Raw genomic sequence first — 24,815 nt, 5'->3', positions numbered from 1 at the left:
TTAGGTTGCCTTTTTTGTCATCGTTAAAGTGATTCAAGGATAACCCGCCAAATCATGATATAATATACGTCATTAATAGAAGAACGATGTAGGAGTGAATGATCATTACAGCATATATGTTACCTGCTCTCTATGAGCAAAAGAAAGTTTCAGCGCATGACATGGAAGAGATTGTGCGTCTGTTGGCACACGCACCATTACTATATGATGACGGGCTGTCAATTCAAGTTCAGGACTTCATGGAAGGGTTGGAAATCGAGCTTGAGCATGAGGTGCGGCGCGCAGTAATCGAATTGTATGAATTGGCTGTGCAAGCTTGTCGTCCCTTCTCCGAGCTATCTGCTTATGAGCAGCTTCAGGATGCACTTGGATTACAGGCCGAACTATGGCAGGCAGAAGTGCTGACGCTTGTCGAATGGATGGAATGGTTGAAGCAGATCGGTAAAGGACAAAGAAAACTGCCTGAATACAATTTTACAGCCATGCTGGGGAATTTGCCTGAAGGGTTCATGATTCATGATTTCCATGATGAGCTTATGTATCAGTTGGAGCAAAACTCAGCGAACGCATGGGCGATTGAAGAACGCAATCGCTTATACGCAGCATTGGGCGTAAATTAAAACCAAACAAAACGGTCGCAGACAGTGTTAGTCCATATATAGCGTAGTTGCTTTACCCAGTATGGGGAAATGAGGGGATACCGTGAAAAAGGTTGTGTTGGCGGGTGGAACAGGGTTTGTTGGTCAGGATTTTGCCCAAAGATTCAAGGAGCTTGGTTATGAGGTGCTCATTATCTCACGTCAGCCCGGTCATATTGCCTGGGAGAACCAGGCTGGAATTATACAGGCACTTGAAGGTGCAGAATTGCTGATTAACCTGGCCGGAAAATCCGTAAACTGCCGTTACACGGACGAGAACCGCAAAGTCATTTTGGAATCCAGAACACGCACAACCCGCATTTTGGGCGAGTCTGTTCTGGCTTGTAGCAACCCTCCTGAATTATGGATTAATTCGAGCACGGCCACCATATACAGACATGCAGAAGATCGTCCCATGACGGAGAAAGAGGGCGAGATTGGCTCCGGATTCTCGGTGGATGTCGCCAAGGCGTGGGAAAAGGCTTTTTTTGAATTCAGCCTGCCGTCTACACGTCAGATTGCATTACGGATTGCCATTGTGCTGGGAGAAGGCGGCGTCATGGAGCCACTCACCAATCTGGTCCGCTTTGGGCTGGGTGGATCACAAGGACCTGGAACCCAGCAGTTTAGCTGGATTCATATAGAAGATTTGTTCCGCATGGTGATCTATGTTCAGCAGCATCCGCAATTGGAGGGTGTATTTAATGCTTCCTCTCCGCATCCTGTCACGAACCGCCAGCTTATGGAGAGTCTGCGGCGGCAGATGGGAGTTCGGATTGGACTTCCTTCACCTCGCTGGATGCTGGAACTGGGGGCACGATTCATCCGGACCGAAACAGAGCTGGTTCTCAAAAGTCGCTGGGTTATTCCCGAGAGGCTGGAAAGAGAAGGATTTACATTCAAGTATGATACGCTCGATCTTGCACTGGCCGAGATTTTGAAGTAAGGAAATGAATCAACATGACTGAATAAAAAAATAACACAACGGGAGGGGCAGAGATATCTGCCCTTCTGCTGTATTTTCTGCACTTCGTCATGGCGTTTAGCCAGGCGGGGTGAAGTGTAATTTTCATTTAGATATGTTCGACTAAACATTTACACGATAACTGCGATAACAAGGTTGTTCTGTCATTGGAGTGTTAGTGTACATATTTATTAGTTGAACTTATATTCAGTCAGAAGAAGAGAAAGAGGTAGGTCATATGCAGCTTAGAAGAGTGAGAATTGTTGGAACAGGCAAGTATTTGCCTGAACAGGAAGTAACCGACGAGGAGTTGGATCGCCGTTTGCAGGTGCCTGCGGGCTGGGTCAGCAAAGCAACAGGTGTAGGTGTGCGTCATTACGCTTCTGGTGCAGAGACCTCTTCCTTCATGGGAGCGAGGGCTGCCGAAGCCGCACTTGTTGATGCGGGATTGACGTTCGCAGATATAGACTGTCTGGTGTGTACGAGCGGTACGAAGGAACAACCTTTACCCAGTACGGCGGTATTCATTCAGCAGGCGATGGGACAGCAGGATTCAGGTGTACCGGCTTTTGACATGGATGCGACCTGTTTAAGTTTCCTAAACGGGTTGGATGTTATCTCCTATATGGTGGATGCCGGGCGTTATAAAAGGGTGCTGCTTGTAGCTACGGAGATCGCTTCGAAGGGATTGAATTGGTCGAACAAGGAGAGTGCTGCCCTGTTCGGTGATGGAGCTGCTGCTGTCATTATTGAACGCTCTGCTGAAGGAGAGTCTTCGCAGATTGTGCATGCCTCGCTGAAAACGTACAGCCGCGGCGCGCGGTTTTCGGAAATTGCCGGTGGGGGTACTCGTCTGCATGCCTCGAATTATGTGGCAGAGCAGCCGGACCCCTATCTTTTTCATATGGATGGACAGGCCATCTTCCGTATGGCTTCCAGGTTGCTGCCAGCATTTATTGACGATATGTTGCAAGCAACCGGTAATCAGATGAAGGATTTCCAATTGGTAATTCCGCATCAGGGAAGTGCCATGGCGATGAGGCTGATCCGCAAGAAGCTAGGAATCGAAGAGGACCGTTTTATGGACATTACACGAAATCACGGCAATACCATTGCCGCTTCCATTCCGATGGGGCTGCATGAAGCGATCAAGCAGCAGCGCATTCAGAGGGGAGATCGGGTGCTAATGATCGGAACAGCCGCCGGATTATCACTGGGAGGACTTATTTTTGACTACTAGATTCATGAAGAATGAACATCAAGCATCTACGTCCTTAAATGTGCTGCTCACAGGCGGGCGGGCTCCGGTAACGCTCGATCTGGCGCGTATGCTTCATCGTGCGGGTCACCGGGTTTACGTCGCGGAGAGCGTGGTGCGTCATTTGTGCAGATTGACCAGTGCGGTGGAGCAGTGTTTCATGGTTCCATCTCCACGTCATGAATCAGAGGATTACTTGTTAGAGATGGAGAGTCTGGTTCAAACCTGGCAGATCGACTTGTTGATTCCGATGTGTGAAGAAGTTTTTTATATTGCCCAAGGGACAGATCGACTGCGTAATCACTGCCGTGTACTTGTTTCGCCTATAGAGCAGCTGCATGAATTGCATCATAAATATCGCTTTATTCAGCTTGCAGAGTCGTTTGGCCTTTCGGTGCCGGATACCCGTCTGATCAACAGTCGGCAGGAATGGATGGAAGCGCAGGCTGATCTGGATATAGAAGGGGAATGGGTATGGAAGCCCGTATACTCCCGCTTTGCTGCCAGAGTTCGTATGCCGATATCCTCCACAGCAGACTTTGATAGAGGCGCACCTGATCAGAAGATATACGAAGGTAAAATGAAGCAGCACCGTTTACAGAATGATCCTCCTGGTGACACGGAAATATCCTCGGCTTCCCCTTGGGTTGCACAGGCTTATGTTGCCGGGCAAATGTTATGTACATACAGCGTAGCTTATGAAGGGAAAATCGTTGCACATACAACCTACGACAGTCGCTATCGAACGGGCAGCGTAGGGGCGAGTGTTTTTTTTGAACATGTGGAGCATGAAGAAATTTACGAGTGGGTAAGGCAATTTGTACAGGCGACAGGGTTTAGCGGGCAGATTGGGTTTGATTTTATCGAAACAGAGGACGGACAAGTGTATGCCATTGAGTGTAATCCGAGGGCGACCAGTGGCATCCATTTGTTTCACCCTGGTGATGGTTTGGTACGTGCTTTAATTGCACCTGAAGAGCTGGTGAAAGCAGCAAAGGTGATCATCCCCAAGCAAGGAAGCAAAGCGATGTTGATGCTTCCGATGTTGGGAAGTGGATTGCAGCAACTCTGGGGGAAGGGCAGCCTGCGGACATGGATGACAGCCTGGCGGGGAACGAGGGATGTGGTGTATCTGAGATACGATATGAAACCTTTGTTTGAGCAATTTGCAATTGTACTCTCCGCCTGGCGGCTTGCAAGGAAACATAAGTTCTCGCTGACTGAAGCTTTGACTCACGACATAGAATGGAACGGTGAACAACGATGAATAGAGCATTGGTTACAGGAGCAACCGGATGTCTGGGCAGGCATCTGGCGATACGGCTTGCAGAGCAAGGCTGGGAAGTTACGGGTATGGGACGCCAGCCAAAGCACGGTGCACAGCTTGAGGCAGCAGGCATTCGATTTTATAACGGAGATATACGGGATCAGGCGGCGGTGAATGAGGTCTGTTCGGGTCAGGATGTTGTGTTTCACTGTGCGGCGTTATCGTCGCCGTGGGGCAAATATCGGGATTTTTACAGCAGTAATGTGGAGGGGACACAGCATTTGGTGGACCGTTGTATGAAAGGTGGCGTACAGCGCTTCATTCATGTATCAACGCCGAGCTTATATTTTAACTACAGTCCGCGATATGCCATACATGAGAATGACCCCTTGCCATCCAAACCAGCTAATCATTACGCAGCCACCAAGCGGCTCGCTGAGCAAGTGGTTTTGCAGGCTCATGTTAATGGACTTCCATCGATCATGATTCGTCCGAGAGCTATTTTTGGTCCATATGACCAGACCCTTTTTCCCAGAATCGTTGCAGCAAATGCCAAATCGGGTGTACCTATGATCGGAGGCGGACAGGCACTCATTGACCTGACTTGTGTGGATAACGTGGTGGATGCGCTGTTGTTATGCAGGGATGCCAAGACAGAAGTGCTGGGTCGTGCCTACAATATTTCCAATGGAGATCCGAGACCGTTTCAGGATTTGGTGAGCACGTTGTTTGGAAAGCTGGAAATGTCTTTACATCGTCGAAATATTCCCTACCGAGCAGCATACGGAGCAGCCGCAGTGCTGGAACGTGTACACCGCTTGATTCCTGCGTTAGGTGAACCTCAATTGACGCGGTATACGGTTGGTTCGTTATCTATCCCGCAGACGCTGGATATTACGGATGCCCGTGAGAAGCTGGGGTATGTGCCTCGGTTGTCCATTGATGAGGGGTTACAACAATTTGCAGACTGGTGGAGGGCTGAATCATGCTGACAACAACTTCGGTAAAGCTTCATCTGGGCGCAGCAGGTTACTGTACACATCCGGAGTTTCTGACGCTGCGTGGTGGAAGTTTGCGTCCGGTGGCCTTTCCGGCAGGCTTTGCGTGTATCATTCATCCTGTACATGGTCCGATTCTGCTGGACACGGGATATAGCTCACGCTTTTTCAAGGAAACCGCTCATTTGCCAAATGCGTTGTACCGTCATATTACACCTGTGGTCTATCGTGAAGAAGACAGTGCGGTACATTTTCTGGCTCGTTTAGGACTGGAAGCTTCGGATATCCGGTACATCATCCTCTCACACTTTCATGGGGATCATATTGCAGGTGTGCGGGATTTCCCACAGGCACAATTGATCTATCTGCCAAGAGCCTATGACGCGGTGCGTTCACTTGGCCCCATTGCGGCTGTAAAGGCAGGCTTTCTGCCCAGCCTGCTGCCAGAGGACTTTGATGCCCGATCATTGCCTGTTACGAAGCAGCCGGAGCGATGGGTGAGAGCGGGTGAGGATTTTCCCTTTTCCGAGGTATACGATATTTTCGGTGATGGCAGTCTGCTGGGTGTTGACGTATCGGGTCATGCGGAAGGCATGATGGGGATTTTGCTTAGTACGGAGTCGCATGACTATTTTCTGTGTGCGGACGCGGTGTGGTCGAGTCGTGCTTTCCAGGAACAACGCAGACCTCATGCACTCGCTGGAATTATTATGTCGGATCGTCAGGCGTATCGAAGAAACTTTGACAGACTCGTTCAGTTGTATCAGCAGTTTCCAGCGATTCGGATTGTGCCCAGTCATTGCCGTGAATCGCTGAATGCTTGGGGTACAGTGGGTGAGCACATATGAGCAGTACACTGCGTATTGTCTATCATTATGCACTTGCACGGGGATTGAGAAAATGGAAAACACGAGCGCAGCTTGAACGCTGGCAGGAACGCCAGATCATTCGGCAAGTGGAGTTGGTTCGTAAAAAGTCGCCTTTTTACCGGGAGTGGTGGGGTGATGCTGATGCCAATTGGAGAAGCTTTCCGCTGATTGACAAAACGATCATGATGCAGCATTTCGATCGGCTCAACACGGTGGGCATTTCCAAGGGCGAAGCGATGGCTCTCGCCGGGGAAAGTGAGGAAACGCGTGATTTCAAGCCATCCGTTCAGGGCGTGACGGTAGGCTTGTCCTCAGGCACATCGGGCAACCGGGGGTTGTTTCTGGTGAGTGATCGTGAGCAGGATGCGTGGACAGGGACTGTGTTGGCCAAGCTCCTGCCTGGCGGACTGTGGAAGCCTGCCAAGATCGCCTTTTTCCTCCGGGCCAACAGTAATCTGTATGAATCGGTGCAGCGGGGTAAACTGCAATTTCAATATTTCGATCTGCTGGAGCGTGTCGATACCTTGGTTGAGCGTATGGAAACATACCGACCCACCGTATGGGTAGCGCCGCCTTCCATGCTGAGAATGTTGGCTGACGCTTATACGTCAGGCACATTGACCACTGTACCGGACAAAATCATTTCGGTTGCTGAAGTGCTGGACCCGCTGGATCGCAAGGTGCTGGAGCATGTTTTTGGGCAAACGATTCATCAGGTGTACCAGTGTACGGAGGGGTTCTTGGGCGTAACCTGCCGCTTCGGTACTTTGCATTTGAATGAAGATATCGTTCATATTGAAAAAGAGTTCATTGATCCCGCGACCCGGAGGTTCGTGCCTGTGATCACCGACTTCTCCAGAACCTCACAGCCGATTATCCGCTATCGGCTGAACGACATTTTGACCGAGGCAGCGGTTCCTTGTGCCTGTGGGTCTCCATTCACTGCCATTGAGCGGATCGAAGGGCGCTGTGATGACACGCTTTATTTTCCACATCGACAAACGGGCGAAGCCGTACCTGTGTTTCCGGATTTTGTTACGCGTTCGGTGATTGCAGCCTCTCCAGCTATTGAGCATTATCGGGTCGTGCAGCGAGGTAACGGAATGTTGGAAGTATCGCTTCGGCTTGGAGGAGGAGAAGGGATGCAGCAGGTGGAATTTTGTGTGAAGCGGGAGCTGACGAAGCTGGGAGAGCGGCTGGAATGCACCATACCCGAGATCATATTCGTTCCTTATACGTTTGAACCGGGAATAACGAAGCTGCGCCGAGTGGAGAGACAACACACTTAAGTGAAGCGTTTGGATGATAAGGTAACGTGATAAATCGACTAAATCCACCGAAGGAAGAGGTGAAGCAGATGACAGAACAGAAGATACAGACAGAGGATGATAATATAAAGGGAGAAACAGGTTCAACCGTGGGGAGATCGAAAGAGTTCGACTCAAACGCCCCTGTGGTGTTAATTACGGGTACTTCGAGTGGATTCGGTATGCTTACGGCGGTTACGCTGGCTAAACAAGGATATCGTGTTGCAGCAACGATGCGAGATTTGAGTCGGAATGTAGAATTGGCAAGGCTGGCGGAGCAGGCGGGCATTTCGGATCGGTTACAGGTTATTCGCCTGGATGTAACGGATGCTGATTCAGTGCAGGGGGCTGTTCGGACGGTACTTCAAAACAATGGGCGGATCGATATGCTGGTGAACAATGCAGGATTTGCGCTTGGCGGATTTATTGAGGAAGTATCCATGGATGATTGGCGTCGGCAAATGGAAACGAATCTGTTTGGCTTGATTGCCGTTACACGTGCGGTCCTGCCTATCATGCGTGAGCAAAAGCAGGGATTGATCATCAACTTGTCCAGCGTCAGCGGATTGTCCGGTTTTCCAGGTTATGCGCCGTATGCTGCATCCAAATTCGCCGTTGAAGGTTTCACGGAAAGTTTGCGACATGAGATGTCCTCGTTTGGCGTCCGGGTTGTGCTGGTAGAGCCGGGTGCTTATCGTACACCCATATGGAGTAAAGGCTTGGGCGAAATTCACAGGAGCGATGATTCTCCCTATAAAGATAAGCTGGATGCGGTTCTTCGCTATTCCCAGCATGCTGGAGAGACTGCACCTGATCCGCAGGAAGTGGCCGATCTGATTGCTCGCATTGCACGGATGCGTGCACCAAGACTTCGTTATGCGCTGGGCAAAGGCTCGCGTTTGCTTATCATTGTCAAGCTGCTGCTTCCATGGAAATGGCTGGAGTGGATTATTGCGCGTGGACTGAAGTAGGGCAAAACGCACTCAACTAATATGCTGGGGGTAAAGAGCTATGTTCGAAATCATCGTCATTATTTTACTGCTATCCATTGTTGGCCTGCTCTTCCGTATCAACAGTAAACTACCCGAACGTGATTGGGTGAAGGAAGCCATGGAACGGGATGCGTCGAAATAAAAAATAATGGAGGCCTTTCATATGAAAATCGCTTTTGTTTTGTTTGATGGTTTGACTTTCCTTGATTTTGCAGGATTCTATGATGTGATCAATCGGTTGAATTTCTTTGAACAAACCAAAGGCACAACGTGGGAAACATGTGCGATGACAGATCAGGTTAGAGACGAATCGGGTTTAACGTTGAAGGTGGACCGGGTGAAGCCTGATTTGGCGGAATATGATCTCGTTTTTGTGCCTGGTGGTATGGGAACACGCAAGCTTCGATTCGATGAGGCTTTTGTCGGCTGGCTGAGACAGGCCGAGAATGTTCCACTGAAGGTATCCGTGTGCACAGGCTCTCTGCTGATGGGGGCGGCGGGGTTTTTAACGGGTAAAAAAGCAACAACGCATCCCAATGTCTATGAACTGCTTGAGCCATATGTTGCTGAGGTGATTCAAACCCGGATTGTGAAAGACGGAAATGTGATCACAGCCGGCGGGGTAGCGACGTCCATTGATCTTGGGGTCTATGTTGTAGGTTTGCTTGCAGGCCAGGAAGCCGCAGATAATGTGAAGCTCCAGATCGATTATCCTTATGACATGCAGGGAGTTGTTGAAGAATGAATGAAGGTCAAAAGGAGAACGTGTTCATCCTTCGCAATATACGAAGAGATGAGGCAGAGAAATATTGGCCTTTGCGGCTGGAAGCACTGAAAAATCATCCGGAAGCCTTCGGGGCTTCATTTGAAATGTCCATTCAGCTTCCCATGAGTGAAGTGCAGGAACGTATACATAATGAAGCTGATGATTACATTCTGGGTGCATATACAGAAGAAGGCATCCTCGCAGGAACGATGGGGTTCAAAAGAGAACATGGACTAAAGCTGAGGCACAAAGGATACATCTGGGGAGTTTATGTCTCCCCGTCTTATCGTGGATGTGGACTTGCTTCCCGCTTGCTCCGCGAAGTGTTGGATCGGGGCAGGGAATTGGAAGGTATAGAGCAAATCAATCTTAGTGTGGTTACCACAAACGGGTCAGCAAGGCGATTGTATGAGCAGCATGGATTTGAAACCTATGGCATTGAGCGCAATGCACTGGTCGTTCAGGGAAAAGGTTACGATGAAGCGCATATGACGTACTTTTATGCTGAGCGTTTGAATATGTGCGATGACCATGTTGAAGCAGGTGGTGACTTATGACGGACACGATTCAGCTTGAACTTGACGGCATTTCTTTTGAGTTAAAAGAACCTCATTCATTCGAGTGGATCGCGCGCCTGGGTACTGTATTCCGTGTGTTTGATCAGCAGGATTCTGGCAATTTGTCCTTTGGTATTCTGGGTCTGGACGGAAAGCGGATATTCGTGAAATATGCTGGAGCATGCACGATACATGCGAACAGTATAAGTGCACCTGCCGAAGCGATTCATTATTTGAAATCATCCGTTTCCATATACGAAGATTTGGCACATGACACATTGATTCATTTAAAAGACCATTTTGCAACAGAACATGGCTACGCCTGTGTATTCGATTGGGTGGAAGGAGAATGTCTGCATTCCCATTGGGATTTTCCACCACCAGCTAAATATGAGGACCCTCGTTCCCCCTATTATCGATTCAGACAGCTTCCGGTAAAGACGCGTATTCAGGCGATGGAGCGTATTTTGGATTTTTACATCGAAGTGCAACGGAGAGGGTATGTGGCTGTTGATTTTTACGATGGCAGTCTGATCTATGATTTTGACAAACAATCGATGAAAATATGTGATATTGATTTGTATCGAAAGGGCTCTTTCACGAATACGATGGGACGGATGTGGGGATCATCCCGGTTTATGTCTCCTGAGGAATTTGAGTTGGGTGCACCAATGGATGGAATTACGAATGTGTTCAACTTAGGAGCGATGGCTTTCTCCCTGCTGGGTGGAGAGTTGGATCGTTCATATGCCAGATGGGATGCGGGAGAAGCGTTGTACCAGGTGGTTATTCGAGCAGTAGACCCTGAGCGGGCAAGTCGTTATGCATCGGTTGCTGAATTGGGTGAAGCATGGAAAAAAGCCGTGCTGCAGGATCAATAAACGATATTGAATCACTGTCTAGATCTTAAAATTCTCTAATATATTACTCATACGCAATTGTGCACATTTGATTCGTATCTGCACGTGATATACCGTATAATGGAAATTAATGAGGGGGTATAGCCAGTGTGCAAATATACGATATCAGGATTAATAACTGATTTTCTGAAGCAGCATGACGCTGGAAAAAGAAGTGTAGGCGAACCATTATTGCAGAGGTACATTCCGTAATTATGAATCCCATTTCAAACCGTTCACCCATGGATATGATGAAAATTCAGGCAGATACATTGTATACGATGGACAATCAGAAGCGTCTGTTAAGTATTAACGAACCGGATGGTGGGCAGGCTCCAGCCTTATTTATTGGAATAACTTCTGTCGGGCAATGTTCCTACTATCATGAGCAGTTGCCGTTCACTCTGATTGAAGAGCTAGGCTGTGATGCTGAGCTTCCGCTCGATATTGCGAAGCTGATTCGGAGAGTGGAGACGTTTAAGCCAGTGAAGAGTGCATGGATGGGCCCGGCTTATACATTTCCCGAGAAGTGCGGCGAATGGCATCCAAATGTTCAGCTTATAGAGAGTCATGGTGCTTTTTTGCTGGAAGAGCATTTTCCTGATTTAATAGAACGACTGCAAGAGAAAATGCCCATTGCCGCTTATATTATGCAGAATTCGGCTGTTGCTGTATGTTGTTCAGCCCGTGTATCCCAACAGGGTGCTGAGGCTAGTCTGTATACGGCGCCTAATTTCAGAGGACAGGGTTATGCAGCAGAGGCGGTAAAGTGCTGGCAGTATTATGTTAAAGAGAGTGGGCGCATTCCAATCTATAGTACATCATGGGATAATATAGCTTCGCAGACTGTTGCCCGGAAGTTGGGACTAATCCAGTTTGGTGTGGATTTCAGCATCACGACCTCGTCATAAAAAGATGGATTCTTTTATGTTAAATGAATTGCATCAATTTGCTCGTTGAAACTCAAAAACAAAAGTTGGTCTTGCAGCAATGATTGGGACTTGTTTACAAAAGGACCTGTAATAAGTCATTGTAGCGCATATCCGTATCTATCGGGATGAGTATAATTATGATCATAGGTATGTCGAATTTAATGAGAATGCCGTTCATAAGTTTGAGCAGGGACAGGAGTGATTCCATGATTCGCAAACGTATTGCAAGCAGCACGGTGATGCTGTGTGCAGCATGGATGTTGGTAGCATGCTCGAATCAGGTGGAAAGTCATGACGTTAGCTGGAAAATTGATAGCAATCTTCAGCAAATCGTGAACGAACCTGAGATTCTGACCAGCAGTAATCCAGGTGATTATATTGCTGCTAATACAGAGGCGTATGCTCAGATTCTGGATACGGGTGAAGAGGGACTGAACGTCCTGATTCAGCAGCTGGAGTCCAGTTCGAATGATGGCCTTAAGGAATGGCTTATGGCTCAGGCTAGTACTGAACTGCTCGGAGAGCGTAACCCCGTGGAACGCTGGCAAAGTGGCAAAGACTGGATCAGACAGTATAAAATGAAGTTAGAATAATGGCTCTTCATTAGTGCATGACTTACAGCGAAGGTAGTGGAGGGAACGGAATCGATTCTGAAGAAGCGGTAGCGTTCGCCTTTGTCTCCAAATTTGGACATTTATAAAATATATCAAGAAAATTTGGAGACAACAGCGATCGAAAGAACGATCCGTAACCGAAACGATCACCGCAGATCGTCAAACGTTAACGTCTGTGATGATCCGGAATAACATAACTCACCTCCCAGTCATCATGAGCAGGAATGAGAGGTTCCAGGAACCTGAAAGAATACGTTATAGAGGTGAAACCCTTGAAGAAGAAAATTGCATTTTTTGACTCGGGAATCGGTGGTTTAACCGTCTTGCATAAAGCATTGCATCAATTCCCTGAAGAAGCGTTTCTGTATTATGCCGATACATTGCATGTTCCTTATGGGACCAAGTCCGCCGATGAGGTTAGAGGACATATCTTCAATTGTGTGGAGGCTATTGTTCAGGAAAATGTGCAAGCGATTGTGATTGCCTGCAATACAGCGACCAGTCTGACCGTGAAGGATTTACGTGCCAAGTATGATATCCCCGTTATCGGGATGGAGCCTGCTGTGAAACCAGCTGTGGAAATGAATCGAAGAAGCGGCAAAAGAGTGCTTGTATTTGCTACAGCCCTGACTTTGAGTCAAACGAAATATCATGAATTGGTATCCCGTGTGGATGACCACCACAGTGTCGATTCCATTCCATTACCTGAACTTGTGGAGTGGTGTGAGCAGTTGGACTTTGATCCACAGAAGATTGCGGCGTATTTCCGCCTTAAACTGGCTGATCTTGATCTGAACTTATACGGTACAGTTGTGCTTGGCTGCACGCATTACCCGTTTTACACATCGATTCTTCGTACGGTTCTACCAGATCATATTCAGATTATTGATGGCAGTACGGGAACAGTTAACCGCTTGAAGCAGCTTCTTGGGTTGGCAGATCAAAAGGGTGTGTGGACAGAGGAAAAGGTTACTTTTCTTAGTTCATCTGGCCGTTCGGAAGACCGGGAGAACATGCGAATTGCACTCGAATATCTGGAGAAGCATTGAATGTAATTTGAATCAACAGGAGTTGAAGGGCGATGCAGTCTATTTATCTCATTCGTCATGCCAAAGCTACAGGGCAAGAACTGGATGCCGAGCTTACGGATGAAGGACTTCGTCAGGCAGAAGAACTTGCTGAGATGTTGGCGGAGCACCCAATCCAATACATTGTGTCGAGTCCGTGGAAAAGAGCACTTCAAACCGCTGCCCCACTGGGCAAAACCGTCCTGCAACATATACATACGGATGAACGTCTTCAAGAAAGGGTGCTTAGTACCCTTCATCTGGATAACTGGATGGATGTGCTTGAACGTACATACACGGACGAAGACTGGACGGAAGAAGGTGGTGAATCTTCTCGTTTCGCGACAGCCAGGGGCCTTGAGGTGCTGGACGAGCTGTGGAGCCGGCCTGAGCATAGCGGGGCTGTGATTACACACGGTAATCTGTTATCTCTGCTCATTCGCAGCCATGATGAATCCTTTGGATTCGAGGAGTGGAAAAATCTATCTAATCCTGATGTATATGTCCTGGAAAAACAGCAGGGAGATAAAGTCACACACAGCATTCGCCGTATAGGGCGAAGTTAAACATAAAGAGAGTGCTCCAGCGATTTTTTGAGATCGGCTAGAACACTCTTTTCAGTTTACGATGTTGGTTTTACAAAGCGGCGACTAATAACATTACCCAACCGACCAAAAATGCTACTCCGCCAAGGGGTGTGATCGCCCCCAGTTTTCGAACGCCAGTTACGCTTAGGACATACAGACTGCCCGAGAACAAGAGGATGCCGGCGAATAGCAGCCATCCAGCCAGCAACACAAGAGAAGGCTGCTCCAGTCGATCAGCGAACAGTCCGAGAAGGATGATTCCGAGTCCGTGAACAAGGTGATACTGAACGCCAGTCTCGTATATTTTGATCATGTCAGCAGACAATCTGCGTTTGAGCGCATGTGCACCGAATGCTCCAAGGGCAACAGCAAGAAACATCATGATACTTCCAAGTACAATCAAGATCTGCATGTAGTCTTGTCTCCTTTTTAATGAGTATTAAGCAGAATGTTTCTGCTCATTATGATGCTTACAGCTTACGCAATTGGATGCGCTGAATCGAATGGTCCGCTTCCTTTTTCAGAATCAGTCTGGCTCGTCCTTTGGTTGGCAGGATGTTTTCGTGCAGATTTTTGGCATTGATATCTTTCCAGATCTGACTTGCCGTAAGAACAGCCTCATCTTCTTCCAGATTGGCAAAACGGCTGTGGAAGAAGGAATTCTCATTCTGAAAAGCTGTATTGCGTAGCAGCTTGAAACGCTCAATGTACCAGTGACGGATATGCTCCTCTTCTGCATCGATATAGATGGAGAAGTCAAAAAAATCACTGACCAACAGTGGGGTTTCCTTTTTGACCTGGAGCACGTTAATTCCTTCAATAATGAGGATATCCGGCTGACATATGGCATTCTCTTCACCTGCAATGACGTCGTAGGCAAGATGGGAGTATACGGGAGCCATCACTTCGGGTTTGCCCGATTTGACATCACCCATGAACTGAATCAGTGACTTGATATCATAACTTTCCGGGAATCCCTTTCGGTTCATGATGCCTTTTTCTTGCAGCACGGCATTGGGATACAGGAAACCATCCGTAGTGACCAGATCCACCTTTGGATTTCCTTTGCCTCTGGCCAGCATAGCCTGAAGCAGGCGGGCAGTTGTACTTTTGCCCACGGCAACACTGCCCCCAATACCGATAATGTAGGGAGCGTGATGTGCTTCTTTTTTTAAAAAAGATGCCGTTAAGCGATTCAGCTCTCGTGAAGCTCCTGCATATAAGTCAATAAAGTGGGTAAGAGGTAGATAAATATCCTCAACTTCTTGAATGGATACCTCTTCATTTAATCCCTTTAGCTGTTCCAATTCCGCTGTCGTTAGTGGCAGAGTGGTCTGATATTTCTTCAAGTCAGCCCATTCCTTGCGGTTAAACTCGGTGTAAGGAGAGTATAAATTCATGAGATCCCGCTTTCTGTATGTAATGTTATGTTGGCACAATCATTAGTGTACCAAATTTCAGGGAACTGACAACACCTTTGCATTGATGGTCCCTTAGTATATTCCCTGAAAGTTGAATGAAAAGCAACTTATAGGAAATTGTAAACCAAATTATGTTAAAGTCAACGTATACCATGCGGGAGGGTGACAGCAAATGATCGTATATGAGAGAGAGCATGATTTTGTTTTGACCGCACAGCATGAGCATGGACTAGTAGCCGGAGAAATGGCTTCCCATTGGAAAACGGAATTATTAACTGATGAAGCGCATCGAGAAGATCTGATTTTTGCCGCAAAAGAGCATGACCGGGGATGGATTGAACTGGATTCTGCTCCATTCTGGAATGATTATAGTCAGATACCGTATTCGTTTCGTGATTTTCCGCTACGTCCACGATTTGTATTTTACCGTAAAGGTATTGAAGAGGTTCGGGAGAAAAACCTGTACGCCGGGTTGTTGTGCAGCATGATGTATACAGATTTGTTTCAAAACAACCTGGGTGCTAACGCAAATGATGATGAAGATATCAGGGAGTATCTAAACGATGAACGGGAGCATCAGTTACGTTGGGAACAGCAGCTTGGTAGTGGTGAAGCGTTGAAGCTTAGGCTGAAACATGATTTAGAAATTATGCTATTTTGTGATCAGCTCAGCCTTTTTCTCTGTATGGAGGAACCCGGAACACCTGCTGCACGTTATGATTTTTTCGCTGATGGACTGGGCTCTACCTTCGACGCCTGTTCAAGGCAGCCCATTCAGGCCGAGTGGCTTTCCAATGAGAAAGTCGGATTGTCTTTTGTGCCGTTTGATGAGGACTTTACAGTCGTTATGCCTTACAAATCGGTACCGAAAGCAAGTATCCGCAAATTTGGTCTGCTGCAGGCTTATCGCCGTGCCGAGTGGAAAGAGCGCCGGGTATTAATTACAGGCATGAGCTGAGTATCGCCTATTCGATATTCGGTTCAAAAGCAAAACATTGCATACATCATAAAGAGGCGGGCCTCCGAAATTTCCGGTGTCCGTCTTTCGTATGCGTTTATATCAAAATTGAATTTGCAGATAATCAGGAAAGTGAAGAGAGATTCGGAATAGAGATTGAAGCAGGAGAATCTATCTATGTACCAGAAGTGTTAGTGTACAACGAAGTATATAAGCTTAATTCTATGTATGAATTGCAAGGGATTAAGTTTTGTATAAGGCAACTGGGAGGATAAACATGAACACTAGAACTGAGATTTTAACGATGTGTATGGTATGGGACAAACGGAATGATCAGGTGCTATTAATGAATCGTCCGAACCAAAAAGGATTTCCGGGATACATTGCTCCTGGAGGGAAAGTTGATTTTCCAGAAAGTATTGTGGATGGTGCCGTGCGAGAAGTTAAAGAGGAAACAGGACTTGTTGTGAAAGAGATTACATACAAAGGTCTTGATGAATTTTGTGATCCGGAGCAAGGATTGCGTTATATGGTCTTCAACTACGTGGCTACTTCTTATGAGGGAGAGCTATTGAACGAGCCGCCGGAAGGCGAACTGTTGTGGGTGTCTCTAGGACAGGCGCTTGAGCTGCCCATGCAGGATTGGTTTGCAGAACGTTTCCCGCGATTTTTTCAAGCAGGTACGTTTGAGCGGAGTGTGATTTGGGAGAAATCAACCGGACGTACACTGAAAGAGACGTTTATGGTGTATAGCGATTCGGTTCTTGAATAGAGTGAAGTTAAATAATTCAAAACGCTCAGGAGGAGGAAGCATTTATGGGATACCAGCATGCACTGGAAGGATACATTGCAGCAACCAATACACATCAGTTTGATGAGGTAAGCAAATGGTTATCACCGGATGCCGTATATTGGTTTACGGGAACGTCTTGTACTACCCTTAACGAAATTCGGGCTTATTTTGAAAACGCTTGGGAGACAGTCAAGGATGAGGTATATCGTGCAGAAGATGTCACGTGGATTACGACTGGCGAAGAACAGGCGGTCTGTATTTATACCTATCACTGGAAAGGAATGTATCAAGGGGAGCCGGCTGCTGGAAAAGGTCGGGCTACCAATGTTTTTGTTGCAGGCATCAACGGAGAATGGAAATTAATCCACGAACATTTAAGTGCGGGTGTATAACGTGAGGAATAGAACGTTGCGTTGTTATAACAGTCTACATGAATAAAGCTAATAATTAAGGCTTCTATTTGAAGCATGTCTCTTATTTTATCAGCCAATTCTATATATTTATATCCAGATATTATGATATAATGAAGTTTACTTTTTAAAAGGAGAGGACTTGCTATTATGGATATTACATTTCGTGAATCGCTGGAGGGAATAGGTACCGACCAACTTAGCGGGGATTTTTTCGAAGGTTGGCCAAACCCTCCATCTACGCCTACATTTCTGAAGTTGCTGGAACAATCCTATGCTGTCGAACTGGCTGTTGATGAAGAAACCGGAAATGTGGTGGGCTTTATTCAAGCGATTTCAGATGGAGTTCTTAGTGCATATATTCCCTTATTGGAAGTACTTCCGGAGTATCAGGGTAAAGGCATCGGAACAGATCTCATCAAGCGTATGTTTAATCGTCTGTGTGATCTCTATATGATTGATCTTTTGTGCGATAACGAACTTCAGGAGTTCTATGAGAAACAGGGCATGCAAAAAGCATCTGGCATGGTGATTCGTCATTATCAAAATCAGGCTGGAGCGGTAAATAGCTAATAGATTTGGTGAACTAGATGGTTGAAATAAAGTATAAAAATCGTTCCGGAGTAACCCGAAGTTATAATAAAGAGAAAAATATGAATTCAGACTAAAACATTTATATACGGAAGGTTGTTATATATTTGGTGACTAGCCATACATAGGCTTCTGCAAACGGGACGTAAATGAATATGTACGAGGAAAAGGTGGAGATTGGTGTGAAATTGTCGTTCCGGATTTTGGACTGGGAAGAAGAAAAACCTTATCAACTTTTATTGATGGCTGATCCGTCCAAAGCCATAGTTGACGAATATCTGAGTCGCGGTGTTTGCTTTATCGCTGAATATGAAGGAGAAATGGTAGGAGAGTTTGTTTTGCTTAAGACGCGTCCAGAGACGGTAGAGATTGTTAATATTGCCGTACAGGAAGAGTTACAGGGACAGGGCGTTGGCAAACACATGATTAAGGAAGCGATAGAGGCAGCACGCAGGCTCGGTGGTCGAACGGTAGAAATTGGGACAGGCAACTCAAGTTTTCATCAGTTGAAGCTATATCAACGCTGTGGTTTTCGCATTGTAGGGGTCGATCGGGATTTCTTTGTGAAGCATTATGAAGAAGAGATTATAGAAGATGGTATTCGCTGCGTCGATATGATTCGTTTGTCTCTGGATCTGGATACCGTGGCAGAGGAGAATAAGAAGTGAAGATATATCGTCTCAAACCAGAGGACCGACGTACCATCACCGCTTATGGCAGTGAGGGAGCAGAGATTACGCCGTTACTCCGAAGCGCAACAGCCTGCCACGTAGCACAACTGAAACTGTCTGCAGGAGGAAGTGTAGGTTTGCATCCAGCTGTGGGAGAGCAGGTGTTATTGGTGCTTGAAGGGGAAGGTTGGGTGGAAGGTGAGACAGGCGAACGGGTAGCTGTACGATCGGGAGAAGCCGCGTATTGGACCAACGGAGAGAATCACCAATCTGGATCGGATAAAGGGTTAACCGCATTGTTGATTGAAGGTGAAGAACTGATTGTTCGGTTATCGCTAGAGTCGGGAGATTCTTAAGATAGGGGCTGATGATTTGAGTGTTTGGGTCATTGTTATTATTATTGGAGTGATATTTACTCCATCGTTCTATCAGTTGAATAAGCGTATTCGTAGATTGGAAGAGCAAGTTAGGCATCTTTCAGACGAGAGGAAGAACCTTTAAGTGCATCGGTACACACACATGGGGGTATACGGTTTAGTCACTTGGGAGCAAAAAGTCCTGTTAATACATAAGGCTAGAGGAGCCTATCTAGGGAAATGGGATTTGCCTGGAGGAAGGTTGGAGTTTGGTGAGCAACCAGAGACCGCCCTACACCGTGAGATCGAGGAAGAGACGGGTCTTTCCAATCTACAATTGGTGATTCGTTCTGCGGAATCGAACGTATTGGAGTGGGTTTACGAAGGCGAGCCGGAAGAGCTGCACCATATTGGAATTCTATACGATGTATATTTGACAAGCAAAAGTCGGCCTTATGAGATCAAAAGGGACCCGGATGGTGAAGATTCGCTGGGCGCACAATGGTTTACTATGGAAGAGGTCGGAGTGTTATCGTTGACGCCATTTGCAAAGTATATGATTAACAAAACTACTTGATTTGAATTTTAGGACTGGTCAAATGGAACAGAATCGTTTATTCTGTGATAGATAGATTACAATTTTTTCAAATGAATAGGACTGACACCTTAAAGCATAAGGCTATGAATCTGCGGATTCGTGGCCTTTTTTTGTGTTTTTAGGGGTGAATTAGGTCTTTGGAAGGGGAGGTTGCAGGCCTTGTAGTGATGGGGATTGCTGAAAAATAATACCAATAGCCTAGATTTGCATGGTAGAATATTGATGATTATGACAAATTTAGGTTTTGGCTTGAAGAGTAGTACGATTGCTGAAGAAGCAGAAGTTTGCCCCATACTAAGGTACATAGGAGAGTGAGTAGATTTGAAGAAGCAGATGAGATTAAACGGTAGTAAATCAAAAAGGAATGTGTTAATAGTCGGATTGTTGACGACGGCTTTGCTGGCAGGAACGCTGCTGACTACTGGAACCGTGGGTCTGGTGTCTACTGTGGATGCTGCTACAAGCACGAATGGAGCGGGCACAACTGCTTCTGCGCTCACGAAGTTCAAAGATATCAAAGGGCACTGGGCGCAAGCCACAATTGTTAAAGCCTATGATAAAAATCTGATCTCCGGCTATCAGGATGGTACGTTCCGCCCCAATGCCAAAATCACACGTGGTGAGTATGCCACACTTCTCAGCCGTGCAACCAGCTTGGAAAAGGTACAAAGCGAGAACCCTTTTGCTGATCTCAAGGGGCACTGGTCTGAATCAGCTGTGACACAGTTGGTTGGCCAAGGCTTTATTCATGCAAGTGATTATCCGAAAGGATTCAACCCCAATGCCGAGCTGACACGCTACGAGATGATGAAATGGATTGCGAACGGACTGATCAAGTCCGGAACTAGTTTCCATGATGCTTTTGACGATAGCAAAAATACACTGCTACCTACCCCTGAAGTAAATCGGGGAACGATTCGTGCAGAGCAAATTCCTTATCTTGCACTTGTTCGCGGCACTGGCATTGTGGGTGGATTTGAGGATGGTTCCTTGAAGCCTGCTGATCCAACATCGCGAGCTGAAGTGTCTGCCATTTTGCTGCGTTATATGGATGTCGAGGGTACGGATGCAGGGAAGTACAGTGATCTGAATGAAATGCGTGAGGTAGGTACAACAGGAACGAATTTAACGACGATTAGTAATTACTTTTATACTAAAAATTCTGTTACGGTAAGTGATCTATCTAAGGGAGATATAACTCTCTCTAATAATTCCGGCATACTTCGACTGCATCGAATTATTGTAGTAGATGTTACGAAAGGCACGCCGAAAGGGGTTTACTCATCACTGTTTATTGGTCCCGATTCCATTCAGTTTCCAGGAAGCTACATGACATTTGCAGATATTTCGTTTACATCCAATATAGAAAAATCGAATCTCTTAGCTTTTAGCGGTGGTCTAGACAGTGCATTGTTAAGATTTAATCGTATGGATGTTAAACATGCCGAAAAAAATGGATTCATAACTATTCCAGAGATGTCTAGTAATCTTATAAAGAAAGATGTTAAAAAACGTTTTTGGACTTCCTCTGTGCTCGTGGCAAAAGGTGGCTCTTATTATTTAAAAGCTAACAACAATGATTTAGTTCAAATTCAGAACATGTAGTTTCTTCAAGGCGGTGAGTGAGTACTGAAACTCCATTATAAATTAATGTTAGTATTTAACGTTATGTTTTTAATTGTAGGTGCTATGTGTACATTTTATCTTCCAATTCAAGCAGCTACCAATGATCCGTACGGTCCAAAATCAATGAAGAGTCCATCTGTCCTGACCGTAAAATCTGCACCAAGAGTTGCTAATCCAGGTGTTTATTGGTATCAGCTTGATGATGGAAGTTTTAAAGCTGATCATACTACTGGGCCTACTTTCTCTAGAAACTTGAATCCCTTGTCTTGTTCGTCTCCTTATCCTGACGAAAAAGATATACCCGATGAAGTTGACTTTTCCAATTGGCCTGCTACTCAATGGAATGAATATAATGGATATCCTATAACTTCATCAGTTCTTAAGTCTATAAGAATAAAAAGTGTTACTTATCAAACCAGATTACAGCAAACTTCTTATACAGGAATTGGTGAAACGGTAATACGAAGAGATAGTACCATTGTAAAAATCAACACAAAAACAGGAGGGAATCATTCAGTAAGTGATCGAACAGAGTTCGAAAATGGTGGTAAAACTAATCAAAATTGTGTGAAGCAAGTAGTAGCCTACCATACACCAATGGATATCATCTGGGAAGGGGATCTCGAAGAAGAAAAGCAAATCGAAGTAACTCCAGACTCCACTCTAACGGTCGGAGAAACTAAACAGATGGTAGCCAAAGTTAAAACGAAAAACTATGGTGCAACTCAATTTAGTGAAGGCATCGACGTAAGTCGGCGCGAAGCTGAAACCACCTGGTGGTCATCCGATCCGAGTATTGTGAGTATTGAACCCAAAACCGGAATGGTGAAGGCTGAAAAGCCGGGTACTGCTTTTGTGCGTGCAATCTGGAACAACGGTACATACCTCATCTCGGATACGGCTGACATTACGGTAACGTCCGAACCAGGACTCATTGTGAACCTGCCAAACGCTTGTAAAGCAGACACAGCTACACCGCTGCAAGCTAAAGCTATCCTGACCAAGTCAGATCTTTCTGTTCATGAGCTTACCGCTCATCCCAAATTGACCTGGCAAAGCTCCAATCCAGCAGTAGCGACCATAGGTGCAGATGGGAAAATGACGATCAAAGGTATCGTCGGCAGCACCACCATCACTGCCCGATTTGTGGACACTGCCCAGCAGTTGGATGAGCGAGGAACACAGGTGTTAGAGGTAAAGGACTGCACAGGCAACGGAGGAGACGGGGGAACTGATCCAGGTAACGGCGGTGGTGTTGTGGGTTGCCCCGTGACTATCAGTCCACCTAATAAAGGAGCGTTGATCGATTCGGCTGCCATGGACCCATCTGTCCGGGGAGTGCTGAAAGCTGATGATCGGGGATCTGAGAAGTTTGATGTCACCCGTGGCATCCCGACTTCTGAAGATCTCTATGCAAATGTCATGGCTAGAGGATACTTGTTCCAGCACCGTTGGGTGAACATGACGGGAACAGTGACTTATACGGTCAACGTAAAAAAGAAGTATCACAAAACATGGACGATTCCGGGCAGAGCCTCGACAGGGCCGAATGATCCAGGCACACCTCCACAACCGAAGGAACTAGACGTTCCTGTGGAAAAACCAATGCAGGTCATCCGACAATATAGTTATTGGCAGATTGATAATTTGGAAGTCTACCAGCTAAATCAAGCTACGATATCCAATTATGCACTTGGTGGCTACGGTGGTACAGTAACGTTGACTCCAAACGGATATACACCCCCGACCTTACAATCGGCTAATGATGATGCGGTTACCGCACATGTGAAACCTGCACCTTGCAAGGAAATCGACCTTGGCACTGAAACAAAGTCAGGCGGTGACAGCGAGCCGCCTACACCTGATGAGACGTCATTATTCCAAACCAAAGCAGAAGCCGAGGTTAAAGAGAACACTGTAAATAATGACAAGGTAGTGTTTAACGGTACCACTGTGATGGATTCTGCTTCGATGGATAAGACTGCTCCGCGACCTGGGACAATTCCACAGCCTGGTATGATCGGCGACAACGTGCTGTACCAGAATCGTTTAACTATTCAGAATGCACTGGTCAACAAGGCGGACCAACCGACAACGGGCGAGATCGCATATGGCTTGATTCCTGGAAACATTAAAGGCGGTCAGGATCAGAAGTTTTCTATTCAAGGAATCAATTTTGTCACGGTGCACACGCCTGTCGTTAACTACGCCTGGGTGTCTGATGATCAGCCCCATAACCAGAAAACAGTGCCTGATCCGACCAGTTCGGCGCTTATTCTGGAACGACCGTTTATCGTGCGCATCCCGACCTCAGGGCAGCATCTGGAAGCAACCAGTTACCCGGGTTATGGCAATAGGGACTATGCTAAGTATTTTCGCATCAAGCAGATTCGTTTCCCATTTGACGTCTATAACGCCGATAGGAGTCAGTTCATTCCAGCCAAGACCTGGGTGGACATTCCGGTTAACCAACTGGATACCATTTTCTATCTTCCAGTATGGGTGGATGAAGGACATTACCGAATTGAATTTCGCAATATTGCGGAAAATGCTCCTTCGACATTCACCGAACAGCAAGAGGCCAACACAAATCTGACCCATCATGTTGCGGCAGATACGGTTCCGGTGGAGGTTATTGGGCGATTGTATGATTTTCACGTTACGGATATCGCTGATTATAATTGGGAAAATGTGTTCCGCAAGCAGCTCGGGAGTTCAGAGCCGACAGGGGTGAGTTACTGGACAGGACTTAATAGTATTGATGGTGATCCGCGAGGGAATCTGGCACCATTCGTGTTACCTGTTCGCCCAGGCAGTCACCCTGTGCAGGGTTTTAGTAATATTGCGGTGAAAACGGGTTACCATATCAAGTTCGACCTGAAAACAAAAGGAAATATGTTTGGCAAACAGGATGGTGTTCGAATTACTCCAACATTCTACTTTGTGAGCAAAGACGGCTTTTCCAGACAAGAAGTCGATCTATACTACCACCGCGGTCAAGAGCGACTAATTCGGATAGGATCGGCGCAGGATTTGGAGAAACGGTTTGTTGTCCTGAACTCGAGATTGCGTAATGTACCCGGTACGGAATTGGGGGATACGGCGCGTTATCAGTATACGTATGAACTGACAGCCGATGAACGTAACCAGAGATCGCTCGCTGATTATATGGTTACGCTTGTAGATCAAACCTCTCACCAGAAAACGTGGGTAGGCCGCTATGACTGGATGATCCTACCCGCTTCCATTCGTACACTGATTGGACCAAAGACAGACATTCCTTCGGGTGTTAGTGTGGACCGAGCGAATGCGGCGATCCAGCGTTGGTACGGAGAATACAGCCTGCCTGCTGATGTATACGCCGTGCCGAAGGGAACCAATCTCGAATCGCTCGCCAGACAAAATCAACTGGATGAAAAGGCTTCTGTATTTCTGAAGGACGGATATATCGTGGTCAACTTCAATATCGAGACACTTCGAGATGGGAATACAGAAGCTCCACACCTGCAATACATTTATGCTCCACTGATGAATCAGTGGAAGATGGAAGGTTTCAACAACAGTCCAGTAGACAGTCAAGGCAGAACTTGGCTCTTAAAGGATGGCGATGTGGTCTTTTACCATGCAGATCAGTCCAGCCGGAGCGATTTTCAGTCTCAGGTGCCACATTAAAAAA

Annotated in this window: 27 protein-coding genes; 25 read left to right on the top strand and 2 right to left on the bottom strand. The window is 46.5% G+C overall.

Features of this window, described 5'->3' with window-relative positions:
- The first annotated feature begins 98 nt into the window (after window positions 1-98).
- The 16 genes from gpAD87_RS17930 to gpAD87_RS17860 all read left to right on the top strand — a co-directional run bounded on the left by gpAD87_RS17930 (window position 99) and on the right by gpAD87_RS17860 (window position 13,694).
- The gene (locus gpAD87_RS17930; RefSeq protein WP_064639557.1) at window positions 99-620 is read left to right on the top strand and encodes a hypothetical protein; all 522 of its coding nucleotides are present in this window, start codon (window positions 99-101) and stop codon (window positions 618-620) included.
- An 82-nt stretch (window positions 621-702) separates the two neighbouring features.
- Complete coding sequence (locus tag gpAD87_RS17925) at window positions 703-1,584, top strand: TIGR01777 family oxidoreductase (RefSeq protein WP_064639555.1); 882 nt, start codon at window positions 703-705, stop codon at window positions 1,582-1,584.
- Between the two features lie 256 nt (window positions 1,585-1,840).
- A complete protein-coding gene (locus gpAD87_RS17920) occupies window positions 1,841-2,842 on the top strand; it encodes a beta-ketoacyl-ACP synthase III (RefSeq protein WP_064639553.1) in 1,002 nt (333 codons plus the stop codon).
- Window positions 2,832-4,127 carry an ATP-grasp domain-containing protein gene (locus tag gpAD87_RS17915; protein WP_231952612.1) on the top strand — a complete coding sequence of 432 codons (1,296 nt, stop codon included), beginning with the start codon at window positions 2,832-2,834 and terminating at the stop codon, window positions 4,125-4,127. Before gpAD87_RS17920 ends, gpAD87_RS17915 begins: the two co-directional genes overlap by 11 nt.
- A complete protein-coding gene (locus gpAD87_RS17910) occupies window positions 4,124-5,119 on the top strand; it encodes an NAD-dependent epimerase/dehydratase family protein (RefSeq protein WP_064639551.1) in 996 nt (331 codons plus the stop codon). Before gpAD87_RS17915 ends, gpAD87_RS17910 begins: the two co-directional genes overlap by 4 nt.
- Complete coding sequence (locus gpAD87_RS17905; protein ID WP_064639549.1) at window positions 5,113-5,973, top strand: MBL fold metallo-hydrolase; 861 nt, start codon at window positions 5,113-5,115, stop codon at window positions 5,971-5,973. The genes gpAD87_RS17910 and gpAD87_RS17905 overlap by 7 nt, the downstream gene beginning before the upstream one ends.
- Window positions 5,970-7,283 carry a F390 synthetase-related protein gene (locus tag gpAD87_RS17900; RefSeq protein ID WP_064639547.1) on the top strand — a complete coding sequence of 438 codons (1,314 nt, stop codon included), beginning with the start codon at window positions 5,970-5,972 and terminating at the stop codon, window positions 7,281-7,283. Before gpAD87_RS17905 ends, gpAD87_RS17900 begins: the two co-directional genes overlap by 4 nt.
- Window positions 7,284-7,309: 26 nt before the next feature.
- Window positions 7,310-8,272 carry an SDR family oxidoreductase gene (locus tag gpAD87_RS17895; protein WP_269453516.1) on the top strand — a complete coding sequence of 321 codons (963 nt, stop codon included), beginning with the start codon at window positions 7,310-7,312 and terminating at the stop codon, window positions 8,270-8,272.
- A 40-nt stretch (window positions 8,273-8,312) separates the two neighbouring features.
- On the top strand, window positions 8,313-8,435 hold the full coding sequence (locus gpAD87_RS32815) for a hypothetical protein (protein WP_256336659.1): 123 nt from the start codon (window positions 8,313-8,315) through the stop codon (window positions 8,433-8,435).
- 21 nt (window positions 8,436-8,456) lie between these two features.
- Window positions 8,457-9,038, top strand: coding sequence for a DJ-1/PfpI family protein (locus gpAD87_RS17890; RefSeq protein ID WP_064639545.1), 582 nt, complete (start codon window positions 8,457-8,459; stop codon window positions 9,036-9,038).
- Entirely contained in the window at window positions 9,035-9,616 is a 582-nt protein-coding gene (locus gpAD87_RS17885; RefSeq protein WP_082935159.1) for a GNAT family N-acetyltransferase, read from the top strand. The genes gpAD87_RS17890 and gpAD87_RS17885 overlap by 4 nt, the downstream gene beginning before the upstream one ends.
- The gene (locus tag gpAD87_RS17880) at window positions 9,613-10,497 is read left to right on the top strand and encodes a hypothetical protein (protein ID WP_064639543.1); all 885 of its coding nucleotides are present in this window, start codon (window positions 9,613-9,615) and stop codon (window positions 10,495-10,497) included. The genes gpAD87_RS17885 and gpAD87_RS17880 overlap by 4 nt, the downstream gene beginning before the upstream one ends.
- A 233-nt stretch (window positions 10,498-10,730) precedes the next feature.
- The gene (locus gpAD87_RS17875) at window positions 10,731-11,426 is read left to right on the top strand and encodes a GNAT family N-acetyltransferase (RefSeq protein WP_064639541.1); all 696 of its coding nucleotides are present in this window, start codon (window positions 10,731-10,733) and stop codon (window positions 11,424-11,426) included.
- A gap of 227 nt (window positions 11,427-11,653) precedes the next feature.
- A complete protein-coding gene (locus tag gpAD87_RS17870; RefSeq protein WP_082935158.1) occupies window positions 11,654-12,040 on the top strand; it encodes a hypothetical protein in 387 nt (128 codons plus the stop codon).
- 245 nt (window positions 12,041-12,285) lie between these two features.
- Window positions 12,286-13,110 (top strand): glutamate racemase, encoded by an 825-nt coding sequence (gene murI, locus gpAD87_RS17865; protein ID WP_082935157.1) that lies wholly within the window; start codon window positions 12,286-12,288, stop codon window positions 13,108-13,110.
- A 32-nt stretch (window positions 13,111-13,142) separates the two neighbouring features.
- A complete protein-coding gene (locus tag gpAD87_RS17860) occupies window positions 13,143-13,694 on the top strand; it encodes a histidine phosphatase family protein (RefSeq protein ID WP_064639536.1) in 552 nt (183 codons plus the stop codon).
- Window positions 13,695-13,764: 70 nt separating this feature from the next.
- On the opposite strand, the gene gpAD87_RS17855 is transcribed toward gpAD87_RS17860, so the two are convergent.
- Together gpAD87_RS17855 and coaA are read right to left on the bottom strand one after the other, a co-directional pair.
- On the bottom strand, window positions 13,765-14,127 hold the full coding sequence (locus tag gpAD87_RS17855; protein ID WP_063564167.1) for a DUF423 domain-containing protein: 363 nt from the start codon (window positions 14,125-14,127) through the stop codon (window positions 13,765-13,767).
- 58 nt (window positions 14,128-14,185) lie between these two features.
- Window positions 14,186-15,115, bottom strand: coding sequence for a type I pantothenate kinase (gene coaA, locus gpAD87_RS17850; RefSeq protein ID WP_063564168.1), 930 nt, complete (start codon window positions 15,113-15,115; stop codon window positions 14,186-14,188).
- A gap of 193 nt (window positions 15,116-15,308) precedes the next feature.
- Between coaA and gpAD87_RS17845 the strand changes: the two genes are divergently transcribed.
- The 9 genes from gpAD87_RS17845 (at window position 15,309) to gpAD87_RS17805 (ending at window position 24,811) form a co-directional block, all read left to right on the top strand.
- Window positions 15,309-16,094, top strand: a complete 786-nt coding sequence (locus gpAD87_RS17845) for a DUF3891 family protein (RefSeq protein WP_064639534.1) — start codon at window positions 15,309-15,311, stop codon at window positions 16,092-16,094.
- Between the two features lie 277 nt (window positions 16,095-16,371).
- Window positions 16,372-16,866: an 8-oxo-dGTP diphosphatase gene (locus gpAD87_RS17840; protein ID WP_064639531.1), complete on the top strand. Its 495-nt coding sequence runs from the start codon at window positions 16,372-16,374 to the stop codon at window positions 16,864-16,866.
- Between the two features lie 44 nt (window positions 16,867-16,910).
- Window positions 16,911-17,279 (top strand): YybH family protein, encoded by a 369-nt coding sequence (locus gpAD87_RS17835; protein ID WP_064639530.1) that lies wholly within the window; start codon window positions 16,911-16,913, stop codon window positions 17,277-17,279.
- 168 nt (window positions 17,280-17,447) lie between these two features.
- Window positions 17,448-17,870, top strand: coding sequence for a GNAT family N-acetyltransferase (locus tag gpAD87_RS17830; protein ID WP_331710894.1), 423 nt, complete (start codon window positions 17,448-17,450; stop codon window positions 17,868-17,870).
- Window positions 17,871-18,037: 167 nt separating this feature from the next.
- Window positions 18,038-18,556, top strand: a complete 519-nt coding sequence (locus tag gpAD87_RS17825) for a GNAT family N-acetyltransferase (protein WP_072734060.1) — start codon at window positions 18,038-18,040, stop codon at window positions 18,554-18,556.
- Window positions 18,553-18,915 (top strand): cupin domain-containing protein, encoded by a 363-nt coding sequence (locus tag gpAD87_RS17820; RefSeq protein WP_064639527.1) that lies wholly within the window; start codon window positions 18,553-18,555, stop codon window positions 18,913-18,915. The genes gpAD87_RS17825 and gpAD87_RS17820 overlap by 4 nt, the downstream gene beginning before the upstream one ends.
- A 163-nt stretch (window positions 18,916-19,078) precedes the next feature.
- Complete coding sequence (locus gpAD87_RS17815) at window positions 19,079-19,492, top strand: NUDIX domain-containing protein (RefSeq protein WP_231952610.1); 414 nt, start codon at window positions 19,079-19,081, stop codon at window positions 19,490-19,492.
- A gap of 342 nt (window positions 19,493-19,834) precedes the next feature.
- A complete protein-coding gene (locus gpAD87_RS17810; RefSeq protein WP_064639522.1) occupies window positions 19,835-21,118 on the top strand; it encodes an S-layer homology domain-containing protein in 1,284 nt (427 codons plus the stop codon).
- 63 nt (window positions 21,119-21,181) lie between these two features.
- Window positions 21,182-24,811, top strand: a complete 3,630-nt coding sequence (locus gpAD87_RS17805; protein ID WP_442950741.1) for a DUF5704 domain-containing protein — start codon at window positions 21,182-21,184, stop codon at window positions 24,809-24,811.
- Window positions 24,812-24,815: the final 4 nt, after the last annotated feature.

This window comes from Paenibacillus sp. AD87, assembly GCF_001659845.1.
GTDB lineage: Bacteria > Bacillota > Bacilli > Paenibacillales > Paenibacillaceae > Paenibacillus > Paenibacillus marchantiae.
Note: the sequence above shows the minus strand (reverse complement) of the source record. Positions and strands in the feature narration are given on the sequence as shown.